The 11,165-nt window shown below is 68.2% G+C and carries 8 protein-coding genes and 5 pseudogenes; 4 read left to right on the top strand and 9 right to left on the bottom strand.

The features are described 5' to 3' along the window. Positions 1–405, top strand: a pseudogene (locus tag ACWGIF_RS36770) (hypothetical protein); the annotation flags it as partial. Positions 406–706: 301 nt separating this feature from the next. On the opposite strand, the gene ACWGIF_RS36765 reads toward ACWGIF_RS36770, so the two are convergent. Continuing rightward, positions 707–904 carry a hypothetical protein gene (locus tag ACWGIF_RS36765; protein WP_453504070.1) on the bottom strand — a complete coding sequence of 66 codons (198 nt, stop codon included), beginning with the start codon at positions 902–904 and terminating at the stop codon, positions 707–709. 755 nt (positions 905–1,659) lie between these two features. Between ACWGIF_RS36765 and ACWGIF_RS36760 the strand changes: the two genes are divergently transcribed. After that, entirely contained in the window at positions 1,660–2,697 is a 1,038-nt protein-coding gene (locus tag ACWGIF_RS36760; RefSeq protein ID WP_453504069.1) for an acyltransferase family protein, read from the top strand. A gap of 312 nt (positions 2,698–3,009) precedes the next feature. On the opposite strand, the gene ACWGIF_RS36755 is transcribed toward ACWGIF_RS36760, so the two are convergent. Then, a complete protein-coding gene (locus tag ACWGIF_RS36755) occupies positions 3,010–3,210 on the bottom strand; it encodes an RICIN domain-containing protein (protein ID WP_453504067.1) in 201 nt (66 codons plus the stop codon). Between the two features lie 90 nt (positions 3,211–3,300). Between ACWGIF_RS36755 and ACWGIF_RS36750 the strand changes: the two genes are divergently transcribed. Next, a complete protein-coding gene (locus tag ACWGIF_RS36750) occupies positions 3,301–3,630 on the top strand; it encodes a hypothetical protein (protein ID WP_453504066.1) in 330 nt (109 codons plus the stop codon). A gap of 41 nt (positions 3,631–3,671) precedes the next feature. Here the strand turns inward: ACWGIF_RS36750 and ACWGIF_RS36745 are convergent, their stop codons facing one another. Together ACWGIF_RS36745 and ACWGIF_RS36740 are read right to left on the bottom strand one after the other, a co-directional pair. After that, the gene (locus ACWGIF_RS36745) at positions 3,672–4,598 is read right to left on the bottom strand and encodes an Imm49 family immunity protein (protein ID WP_453504064.1); all 927 of its coding nucleotides are present in this window, start codon (positions 4,596–4,598) and stop codon (positions 3,672–3,674) included. A gap of 110 nt (positions 4,599–4,708) precedes the next feature. Next, positions 4,709–4,999 (bottom strand): annotated as a pseudogene (locus ACWGIF_RS36740) (WhiB family transcriptional regulator); the annotation flags it as partial. A 490-nt stretch (positions 5,000–5,489) separates the two neighbouring features. Here ACWGIF_RS36740 and ACWGIF_RS36735 point away from each other — a divergent pair. Next, positions 5,490–8,234, top strand: coding sequence for a PKD domain-containing protein (locus ACWGIF_RS36735; RefSeq protein WP_453504062.1), 2,745 nt, complete (start codon positions 5,490–5,492; stop codon positions 8,232–8,234). Between the two features lie 114 nt (positions 8,235–8,348). Here ACWGIF_RS36735 and ACWGIF_RS36730 read toward each other — a convergent pair. The 5 genes and pseudogenes from ACWGIF_RS36730 to ACWGIF_RS36710 all read right to left on the bottom strand — a co-directional run. Next, positions 8,349–8,696 (bottom strand): annotated as a pseudogene (locus ACWGIF_RS36730) (transposase); the annotation flags it as partial. A 38-nt stretch (positions 8,697–8,734) separates the two neighbouring features. Continuing rightward, on the bottom strand, positions 8,735–8,881 hold the full coding sequence (locus ACWGIF_RS36725; RefSeq protein ID WP_453504074.1) for a hypothetical protein: 147 nt from the start codon (positions 8,879–8,881) through the stop codon (positions 8,735–8,737). A gap of 261 nt (positions 8,882–9,142) precedes the next feature. Then, the gene (locus ACWGIF_RS36720) at positions 9,143–9,541 is read right to left on the bottom strand and encodes an STAS domain-containing protein (protein WP_453504072.1); all 399 of its coding nucleotides are present in this window, start codon (positions 9,539–9,541) and stop codon (positions 9,143–9,145) included. Positions 9,542–9,967: 426 nt separating this feature from the next. Then, a pseudogene (locus ACWGIF_RS36715) lies at positions 9,968–10,153 on the bottom strand (IS5/IS1182 family transposase); the annotation flags it as partial. A gap of 588 nt (positions 10,154–10,741) precedes the next feature. Next, a pseudogene (locus ACWGIF_RS36710) lies at positions 10,742–10,855 on the bottom strand (transcriptional repressor); the annotation flags it as partial. Positions 10,856–11,165 lie beyond the last annotated feature (310 nt).

Genomic DNA, 11,165 nt, shown 5'->3' with positions numbered 1-11,165 from the left:
GTCATGGGCAGGGGGGCCACGCCACGCCCCGGGTTACGTCCTGCGGCCGCGGTGCTGGCGGTGGCCGCGCTCGCGGTGGCCACGGTCCTGGTGGGCGACTCCCTCACCGGGACGCCCGGGACCTGCCGGGACGGCGGGACCCAGGCCGACCACCAGCTCGCCCCCGCCCCGGCGTCCAAAGGTCTCGAAGACGTCCGGCCGGCAGCGTTCGCCGTCGAACCTGCTATCTGGATCAGCTTTCCCCCCGGTCACAACGTTCCGTTCAGCTTCCCGTCGGGCACGAGCTCGCCGACGCCGGACGCCTCCCCGACGCCGGACCCGTCGCCCACGCCGAGCCCGTCCGCAACACCGTCCCCGACCCCCTCGCCGAGCAAGTCGGGCCGCTGCACGAACAGCAGTACGTAACGGGACTCGCCGCCGAAGCGGTGGATCGAGGAAGGGATCCAGCCGAGGCCGCCCGCCACCGCGCGAGTGGGCCCTCGCCCGGGCGATGTCGCCCTGGCGCGGCGGCACGGAACCGGGCACACCGGGGTAACCCCGAAGTGGCCAGGCGTTGTTGCCCTCATGGACTAGGTGTTGGACGAGGTGTGGGACGTGCTTCTCGACGGGGTCACGGAGCCTCGCCTGAAGCTGATCAGCGAAGACGAGGCCCGGCCGTGAGGTAGCTGCGGGCCGCGGTCTCGCTGGTGCCGAGCGCGGTCGCCACCTACTCGATCGGCACCTCCCCGGCGAGGACCTCGCCCGCCGCGTCCCGGCTGACGTGGTCGATCACGTACCGGTGGTCAGCCCGGGCCTGCAACGCGGCCAGCGGCTCCTCGGCGGCCAGGCCGTCGAGCCGGCGGGCGAGTTCGGTGAGGAGCCCAGTGAGCTCCTCAGGCAGTTGGACGGCCGCATCTCGGATCACCGACAGATGCGCGTCGTAGTCCGCGACCGGCGGACAGGTCGACGTCCGCCTCGTGCAGCAGCTTGTCCCTGGGGAGCGTGGTCCAGTCGAGTGGGTACTCGGCCATCCCCCGCCAGCCGCACGAGCAGCTGCCCCGAAGGACCGCGGCCCGGGGCCGGCCGGACCGGCCGTCATAGGCGTGCCACTCGGTCGACAACGGCACGTACGACCCGCTGCCCACGTCGAAGTAGACCGGGCCCGGCTCACTGCCGTCGGCCAGCAGCAGCCCCACCGCCCCTCGTGCGCAGCCCCAACGCCTTGAGCACCCTGTCCACGACGACCCACCCCCCACCGCAGCACGCGACCGGGCCGGCCACCGGCCGGTCCATGAAGTCCAGGCTGCCCCGACCGGCCCGCCCACGCATCGGAATCCCTCGAAAGACCTGCGACCTCCTGGCTCCCTAAGTCCCCTGCAGTTTCGGCCAAATGGTCGGCCTGGCTGGTGCCATCGTCTCCCCGGGTGCTGGGGGCGGCATGCGGCATCGTTAAGATCGCGGGGCTCTATGCGTCCGAAACGTACCGGTGTCGCGACACCGCAGGAATTTTCCAGAGGTGTCATGTCCGACAGGTTTGCCGTTGCCGGGGACCGTATCCCACTGCCCGCCGAGGCACCGCAGGCAGCCCCCGAGCGCGCCCGTCGCCGTAGGACGTTGTGGAGGGGCGGGTCCGGGCGGGCCGCCGGTAAGACTGGGGCCGGGCGTGCGCCGCGAATAGCCGTGCTGGACGGCCTGCGGCTGCTCGCCGCGCTGTCGGTGGTCCTCTTCCACTACCTGGCCGGTTCGGGGACGATCCCCTGGCAGCGGACGGCGGTCGAACTCTTCCCCGCGCTGCAGCGCATAGCCCAGTTCGGCTGGCTGGGCGTGGTCTTCTTCTTCATGATCAGCGGGTTCGTCATCTGCATGTCCGGCTGGGGCAAGTCGCTCCAGCATTTCTGGCAGGGCCGGATCCTGCGGCTGTTCCCGCTCTACTGGGCGGCGGTCGTGCTCTCCTCGGCGGCCGCCCGCCTGGGCCCGCACGTTCCGGGCGAGCCGAGGGTCACCGTCGGCCAGATGCTCACCAACCTCACGATGCTGCACGAACCTCTTGGCATCGACCACGTGGACAACGTCTACTGGACGCTTTGGGTCGAGCTGCGCTTCTACCTGCTCTTCTCGCTGGTCGTCCTGCTGGGAACCAGCTACCGCCGGGTCGCGACCTTCTGCTGGATCTGGGCGCTGGGCTCGGTCCTGGCGCCCGCCTCAGGTATCCCGCTGCTGGACCAGCTCCTGGTGCCCCGCTGGGCGCCCTTCTTCATCGCCGGCATCGCCTTCTACCTCGTCCGCCGGGCGGGTCGGCTCGAGGGTGAGACCTTGGGCATCCTGGCGCTGTCGTGGCTGCTGATGCAGCACCGTCTCCCGGAGATCATGGCGTTCGAGGGGCATGGCATCAATTGGAAGGTCTGCCTGACCACGATCACATTGATGTACCTGCTGATGGCACTCATTGCGCTCGGGAAGCTGGACTGGATCCAATGGCACTGGCTGCCGGTCGCGGGCGCGATCTCCTATCCGCTCTACCTCGTGCACCAGTCGCTTGGCGTGCGGGTGATCTGGCGGTGGAACGAGCAGTGGGGCGCCTGGCCGACCCTACTCGGGGTGATTGCGGGAATGGTTCTGATCGCCTGGCTCCTGCACCGACTGGTGGAGCGGCCGCTCACCCGGCTGATGCGCCGCATGATGGCCTCGCAGGCCGAGCCGTCACAGCAGCTCACATAGAGGAACGGGTCCAAACCCAGAGCAGGCCGTTGCCTGCGTCCGAGGCCATGACGCCCACTAGTTGCTCGCCGCGCAGACAGGGCGAGAACGGGCTATCGGGGCTGACGACGGGCACTATCACCTCTGATGCCGGCTTCGTGGTCCGGGACGGCGTCCCGCTGACGGCCAGCCGCAGCGAAGTGGGTGCAGCGGCTCGATGGTCTGCACCACTGCGCAGACGTGCGCTCCGTTTCCGCTCTGCGGCGGCTACTGGCAGTTCCTCCGCGTCAGAGGCCACCCCTGCCGTGCGGTGGGGTGGCCTCCGGGCGTGTGTCAGAGCTTCCAGAGCTGGTCGGCGTACTGGGGGGCGCAGTCGTACTGCTTGACCACGGCGTCGTTGCCGGCCGCCTGCCACGGGACATAGAGGCAGCGGTTGCTGTTGACGTTACGGATCTGGTAATTGCCGCCGGTGACCGGCTCGATCTTCCATTGCTGGTCGGCGTACTGGGGGGCGCAGTCGTACTGCTTGACCACGGCGTCGTTGCCGGCCGCCTGCCACGGGACATAGAGGCAGCGGTTGGCCCCGGCTGGGACACGCGGCTGGGCTTCGACGAGGTCCAGGCCGTGCTGCTGAGCACGTGGGAGACGGCTGCCGGCCTGCTGCCCGACATCGTCGGTGACCCGGCCGGGCTGTCGTGGGCCGCCCCGCCCACCACCGAACTGCGGATGACGTGCGAACAGCCCGCCGACAACGGCGTCCTGCCGGCCCTGGACTCGCTCGTCGACCTGGCGTCGCTCGGCACGAACGACGGCGGGACCAGGTCGCGGATGGCCGTCACCATCACCGCCGCGCCGGCCATGGGCCGGGCGGAGCGCCAGAGCCTGCTGCGGGAGGCGCTGGTGCACATGGCCCGCGAGTTCGGGTACGTCGACGCGGAGGTGGACGTGGTGTAGCTCGGCGGCCGGACAATGACCGTTCTGATTGGCGTGCCAGGTCAGGAGCCGACAGGGGCAGGCGGCTTCAGGAGCGAGGTCGGAAGGTAGGCGGACCTGGTCTGCAGGTCCCAGCCATGAACCTGCACGGCGAGTGCGGCCAAGGCGATCGCGCCCAGGGGAAGCAGAGTTCCGGGTGCGGGATTCTCACCGACACCGGCACGGTGCTGCGCCAGTCGTTCGTCCAAAGCCCGCTCGAAGGCGCTCTGATCGTCACGGAGCAGAACGCGCAGCAGGCGCTGATCGGGACTCACCGCGTGGGCGGCGTCCAGGGCAAGGGCAGCGTCCAGTCGCTCATCCGTCGATGGCTTGGTCAGCGTCACCTGTGGCCAGTCTCGGGGCAGGTGGCCGCGGGCCGGGGTCAGGTAGGCGCACAGGGCGTCCATGTGTGCGAGGTCGTCCGGTTCGGAGACGGAGTCCCGGCCGGCGTGGGGCAGGTTGTTGTGGAGGGCGGGTGCGAAGTCGCTGCGCAGGACCAGACCGATCGCCCGCCCCCAGTCCTGCACCAGACCGCTGGCGAGGCAGATGTCGAAGGCGTCGATCCATGTGCGGGCGGTGACCGTGTCGGTCGCATCGTGCGTCTCGTCGTAGTCCATCTCTTCACTGGTCAGACGCGTCCTGGTCAGAGGCAAGGGGATCTCCCAGTCGCCTCCAGGAGTGCAGCCCAGGTCCAGCACGCCCAGGCGGCACTCAGCAGCGGTGAGCAGGGCGAGGCGAGTGCGCTCGTCGTCGAGGTCGGGGTCCTGGGTGGTGCGCGCTGCGACGTGGTCGAGCAACTCGTGGCCGAGTTCCTCGAGCATCACGCGCATCGGATAGCCACGCTGATAGACATCCTCGAAACGCTCCTGGACACGGTCCGCCTTGTCGCCAAGGGCCTGTTCCAGGCGCTGCTGGTTCACGGGATGGCGTAGCGCGTGGTTGATCTCCATCCGTGCATCCTGTCAGGCGCCACCGACAGCGCCGCTCTCACGCTTTCCGTCCGGCGACCGCCGGCGACCGCCGGCGACGCGAACTCCGAAGGCTTCCTGGGGGTGCCGAATCACCCCGTGGCGCTCCAGAGCTGCTCGGCGTCGGACCGAACGACGCGCTGATGTTCTGATCGGGCCGCTTCGAGCAGGCGGCGCCAGGAGGTGACCAGCGGCCGGCGCCGCGGGAGGGAGCGCCTTTCCCGCTCAGTCATGCCGTCCCAAACGCCGTGCTCAATGCGATTGTCGAGGGCGTGGGCGAGGCATTCGGTGCGCACCGGGCAGCCGGTGCACAGGGCCTTGGCTCTGTTCTGGGCCGCGCCGTCCACGAAGAGCTCGTCCGGATCTGCGGTTCGGCAGCCGCTCGCTCACCCCAGGTCTCCCGATCTTCCCCGTCCACCCCGACGCCGTCCTCTCCCCGGTCCGGCCCGCCGCCCTCCCCTGGGCAGGCGCAGTCCGTAAACGGTACGGCAAGCGTGCGGGGCATGGGACATCGTCGTGTGACGGCAGCCTTTCGGGTGACGGCAGCCTTGACGAACACCCCGCGCGCCTCGGCTCAACCGGTGCCCGAGCACCCGGGCATGGCGGGCAACGACGCCTCGCCCGTCAGCGCACCGGTACGAATTGCAGATGCCTGGGTTTGGGCATCGATTTCGCATATCTCGGGCGACCATGTCGGACATGATCGCAATAGGTTCGGGATGGGCCGGTGATCAGCCGGTAGGAGTGATGGATAATCGTCAAAACGCTTCTCCGGATACGCGTGCGCCGACTGCCACTGGGGGCTGGAGAGTCGCAGTCGCGCGGCGCCGCACCGTAATGCATGCATTTCGCATGCTTGCCCGAAGGGTTCCCGTGCGTCCCACTCGTGCGACGGTCCTGCTGACCGCAGGTCTCGTCACTCTTCTCGGCGTTCCGGCCGCAACAGCCGCCGATACGTCGAACACCCTCTATGTGAACAACGAGGCCGACTCGAACTGCACCGACACAGGGGCCGGTTCGCAGGCGGTTCCCTTCTGCACGATCTCGACCGCAGCGAAGATCGTCAAGCCCGGTCAGACCGTGCGGATCAAGACATGGACGCACTATGACGAGAACGTCGTCATCGACCGCTCCGGGGAGCCGGGCAAGCCGATCACCTTCACCGCCGACACGGAGGACTTCTCCTCAGCGGCGTACCTGGGATCTGGCAAGAGCCTGACCATCAGTGGCGCCTCCCATGTGGCGGTCCGAGGGTTGCAGATCTACGGCGGCGTTCACGTCCGCCGCTCGACGGATGTCGAGCTGGACCGGCTCTACGTCCGGAACGACGCCTCGGCCGGGCTTGTGGTCGGCGAGGGAAGCGTGGGCGTGCGAGCCATCCGGAGCCGTCTCATCGGTGTCCGTGTTGAGGGCGGAGCCCGGGGCACCGTGCTCAGCCGAAACCACCTCGACATCGGTTTCGAGAGGGGCATCGACGTGATGGACGCCCCGGAAACCGCCGTCACCAACAACACGCTCGTCAGTGGTTGCGGTACGACCATCTCGGTCCGTGGCGCCGCCTCGTCCGGTTCCGCAGTGTTCAACAACGTGCTCTTCACCTGGCCCACTGACTGCACATCGGCCGAACCCCGCAAGGGCATCGAAGTGGCGGCGAGCGCGACGGCGGGTACCCGCGCCGACTACAACCTGATCACCGGCCCCGAGCTCAAGTCAACGCCCTACACGTGGGGCGGTACCGGTTATCAGACCCCGGCGGCGTTCGCATCCGCCACGGGACAGGGCGCGCACGACATCCTGGCCCAGGACTTCAACGAGGTGGGGGCGAAGGACGGGTCTCCCACCATCGACTCCGGCGACCCGACGGCACCGGGCGTACTGCCCACCGACAGCTACGGGAAGCCGACGGCGGACGATCCGCGCGTGGCCAACACCGGCAAGGACGGCGGTTACATCGACCGCGGTGCCTTCGAGACCCAGGACGTCTTGAAGGGCGTTTCGCTGAGCATCGATCCGGCGTGGGCTCCCGCCGGCACCACGGTGAACGCGACGGCCGTTCCGGACAGCCGCTGGCCCACGGGGCTCACCTACCACTACGACTTCGGTGACGGAACGGCCCCGGTCGTCACGAAGGCGACCACCACCGAGCACGTCTACAGCTCGCCGTGCGCCTGCGCGGCCAAGGTGACGGCGGTCAACGGTGTCGGGGAGAAGGTCTCCTCCCTCGACCGGCCGGCCAAGGTGACCGCGGCTGGTCCACTGACCACGGCTTTCACTGTCACGCCTCTCCTGCCGGCCTCGTCCGACCCGATCACTCACCGCGTTCCGCTGACCGTCTCAGTCGACACCCACGACACCGCGGCTCCGTGGCCGGTGATGAGCACGGACGTGGACTTCGGTGACGGCACGCAGGGACACATCGACGGCCTGGGCGACCTCGGGCACACGTACAAGATGCCCGGCACTTACGACGTGACCGTCACCACGCAGGACGCCAAGGGCGCGAAGTCCACGGCCAAGCGCAGCGTGAAGGTCGACTACGCCCCGTCGGGCTATGTGGCAACCGAACCGTTCCGCCTGCTCGACACCCGTACCACCAACGCGCCCGTCCAGGGCGGGGTGGCCACCCCCGTGGTCCTGCCCGTCGGCCTCGCCATACCGGGTCACGAGCTTTCCGGAAGCATGGCGGTGGCGGTCCTCAACGTGACCGTCACCGGGGCCACCGAGGACACCCACCTCAGCGTCTGGCCCTCGGGCCAGCCCCGCCCGGTCACCTCGAACGTCAACATCAAGGCGGGCGGCACCTCCTCCAACACCGTCACCGTCCCGATAGGCGCCGACGGCAAGGTCTCTGCGCAGCTCAACTCCGGCAAGGCCGCGCTCATCGTCGACTTCGTCGGCTACTACCAGCCCAACATCGGGCAGCGCTTCAGCCCGGTCATCCCGACCCGGGTCGTCGACACCCGCACGACCGGTGGCGCGCTGGGCGGCGGCCAGGCCCGCACGGTGAAGGTCGCCGGTGTGAACGGCATCCCGACCGACACCACGGCGGTTGCCCTGAACCTGACCGGGACCGGTGCGACCGAGCAGGCGCACGTCATCGCCTACCCGGACCCGGCGAAGCGTCCGACGACCTCGAACCTCAACGTGGAGCCGGGCAAGGACAAGTCCAACCAGGCGATCGTCCCGATCGGGCCGAACGGCACCATCACCCTGTTCACCAATTCCGGTTCCACCCACCTGGTCGTCGACGCCGTCGGCTACTACGGCAAGGACGGCAAGGCCCTGTTCACCCCAGTGATGCCCAAGCGCCTGGCCGACACCCGCACCACGGGCAAGGTTGTCCCGGGCGCCACGACCACGGTGAGCGGCCTGCCGGCCAACGCCATCGGTGCGGCTTTGAACGTCACCGCGACCGAGTCCACCGGCCCCGGCTTCCTGACCGTCCACGGGTTCGGCACTCCGCGCACGGACGCGAGCAGCCTCAACACCCTGCCCGGTCTCACCATCCCGAACCACGTCATGACCTCGGTCGGAGACGGCAAGGTCAGCGTCTTCAACAGCTGGGGCGGCAGCAACCACGTGATCACCGACCTGCTCGGCTACTTCACCCAGAGCTAGTAGTGCTTTGTTAGCTGGTGTCGTGGGGCTGTCTGGCGGGTTGCCTGCAGGCTGGGCAGGTGCCGCTCCAGGTGGCGATGAGGTGTTGGAGGAGGTCCAGGGCCTGGTAGAGGGTCAGGCCCTGGCAGGGGCTTTTGGGGTCCTCCGCTGTTCGGTCAGGAACAGGTGGACGGTGGTGACGAGAGTGACGTGGCGGTGCCAGCCGGTGAAGGAGCGGCCCTCGAAGTGGTCCAGGCACAGGACGGTTTTCAGTTCGCGGTGGTCGTGCTCGATCCGCCGACGGGTCTTCGCGAGGCGGACCAGGTCTTTGGCGGGAATGTCGGCGGGCAGGTTGGAGATCCAGTACTTCACCGGTTCCGCTTCACCGTCGGGCCACTGGGCGATCAGCCAGGTGAGGGGGATCGTGCCGTCGGCGGCGGGTTTGGGCCGGCGGCCCGCGAGGCGGACTGGCAGGACTGACTTTGAGGAGCTCCTGGAGGCCGGCGAACCGCGAATTGTCGCTACAGGGCGGTCAGGACTGTGACGGTGCCTCCCGCGAAGGCGCCGGTCTTCTCCGGGATCGTGTGCCGGATGCCGCGTCGTCGCAGGTATTCGCCGCATGGCCCGTTGCTGTAGGCCTTGTCCACTGCGACGCTGTCGGGCTTCATGCGTGGCCTGCCGGGTCCGAGTTTGGGGACGCGCATTCACTCCAGGACCGGCTTCGGCCCAGGTTGCGAGGTAGACGGGGATGAGGGCGGCGGGTAGGTGGCGTTTGGCCGGCCAGACGCGGTTGCGGGCGGTGTTGCGGTAGTAGACCTTGTGTGGCGAGCACTGAGGGCACAAGCCCAAGCTCGCTACGACTCCTGTCCCTGCCACAAGGGGCCCGGCGTGCCGGGCCCTTTCGCCGTAGCGTCTCTCGCAGCGGTCGTCTAGAAGTGGGCCACTCGCTCCGGTTCGAAGGCCGCGACGTCCCATGCCTGTTGTGCCCGTTCCTGGAGCAGGCGGCGGAAGCCCGCCACCGCGTACCGTTCTCCGGTAGCCGAGCCCGGCCCGCGGATGCCGGCGACCTGGGCCATGAGCCGCTGGGGCTGTGGCTGCCAGCCGACGACCAAGACACGCAGACCCAGGCACTCCGCGCGCCGGTGCAGGTCCAGCAGGTGGAGCAAGCCGTCGGAGTCCATGGACACGACGCCGTGCAGATCGATCACGAGGTCCCGCTCGCCGGCCGTGACCTGGTCGAGCGCCCGCTGGAATGCCGCGCCCGCGTCCTCCCCCAGGTTCCCGCTGGCGCCAACCAGTACCGAGCTGCCGCAGCGCTGAACGTCCATGGTGATCAATACCGTCTCCTTCTCGTACCAGAAGGCGGCCTGCCCGTGGGGCCGCCATGCTGGTGCGGTGATCAGGACCGCCCCAGCCCTCCGATGAGGTCTCTCGATTGTCAATGAATACGAGAACTTCAGCGGTGTTGGACACGGGAAGTGGCAGCGACAGTCCCGGATCTCGCTGGCGCTGTCGGAGGAGTCTTCTCTCCTCATGATGATCAAACCGCGAGCGTCAGCGGTCATCCCGGGAAGCCCTAAGCTGTCGCGCGGCGTCCGGCGTAGGCGCGGTTGGACGTGAGCCAATGCCGCCAGTCTTCAATTCGGTCGACGGCATGACGGAGGGCAGGGGGAACCGCGGTGGTTCCTCGGGTTCGTGACCCGGTGGGTGGGGCTCTCACGTTCGACGAGGATCCATCGCAGACCTACCGAGGTGCGGCCGGCGATAAGGAAGTCGGCCATGTAGTGATTAACCTGGTCGGCGGGCTGGGGAATGACAGCCTGGATGCCGCGCCGACGCAGATGCCCGCGAATCGCGTGGGATGAGTGGGCCCGATCCGCGAGGACGGCGACCGGTCGGGTCCTCGGTCTTCCGAGGCTGCTTCGCGGGACCCGGAATTGTCACGACTCCAGGCCCACTCCTGTGACCAGGATCGCTAGCTGGCATTCAGTCACCGATCTGACCTGCATTGATGCCAACCGTATCTCCCCGTCTCAGACCGGAGAGAGGAACTGTTCTTGGCATTTTGGTACAGCAGCGCAGCCAGCCTCAGCCGCAGTACGCCACCGACAGCGCAGCCGGGGGCTGGGGCGCGCAACAGCAGCTCACGCGGCTGCGAAGAGCAGATCAAGACGCCCCGGGCTGGGCAGTCGGGTGCCGGCTGTTTCTAGACCCAGACCTTTCCTCGTTGCAATAGTGGGGCCATGGCTTCCAGGTCCTCCATTAGGCGAGCACATGCGGCCTCCCTGCCCACAAGCCCGGAGTGAGCATTTCGTTCAGGTACCGGTCGAGCGCCGAGCGCTGCCTCTGCAGTGTCCAGCCCGGGTCATCCAGATGCCGCCAGGCAGCGGAACGGACCGAAGGTGTGGCGGTTGGTGGATCTCCATCCCCACCTCACCCGGCTTGAGGTTTCTGTGCCCAGGTGGGCGCACCCATGGGGCGTCCAGGCCGGCGAGCTGTAGCAGCTCGGCGAGTGCGGGGCCCGATGTCTCGACGCTGCGGAACTCGTTGACGTCGTCGAGTGCCGCCACCACGGCGGCCCGCTGCCGGGTGCATCGCTGCCGCACTGGCGCGCTACTCGTCTCACCAGGCACAGTCGCCACGACGTCCCCCTCCAACAGACACGCATGGTCTTTGCGCAGGCCGCGCATCGGTACCTCACCCTTCCCAAGCGCGGGAGACGAAGCAAAACCGATACTCGGGACAATGCACCACGAGCACCGACAACCTCACCGCAGCGCGCGGTGAGGTTGATGCCATGCGGCATGAGGTTGCCCAGAACGACGTCCATCCCCGAAACTTCGGGCGCGCCGTACGCTCACTTGCTACCGAGTGCCTTCTGGAGGTTCTTGAGGTTGGACCGCATGACCTCGAAGTAGTCAGCGCCCTGGGACTTGTCGGTGATTCCCTCGA

Source organism: Streptomyces sp. NPDC054849, from assembly GCF_053610945.1.
This window is presented reverse-complemented; position numbering and strand designations above follow the sequence as displayed.

Excerpts from the sequence above, each read along its gene's own strand:
- ACWGIF_RS36720 (WP_453504072.1), bottom strand. The coding sequence starts at position 9,541 with ATGGACGTTCAGCGCTGCGGCAGCTCGGTACTGGTTGGCGCCAGCGGG.
- ACWGIF_RS36725 (WP_453504074.1), bottom strand. The coding sequence starts at position 8,881 with ATGAAGCCCGACAGCGTCGCAGTGGACAAGGCCTACAGCAACGGGCCA.
- ACWGIF_RS36745 (WP_453504064.1), bottom strand. The coding sequence starts at position 4,598 with ATGGAGATCAACCACGCGCTACGCCATCCCGTGAACCAGCAGCGCCTG.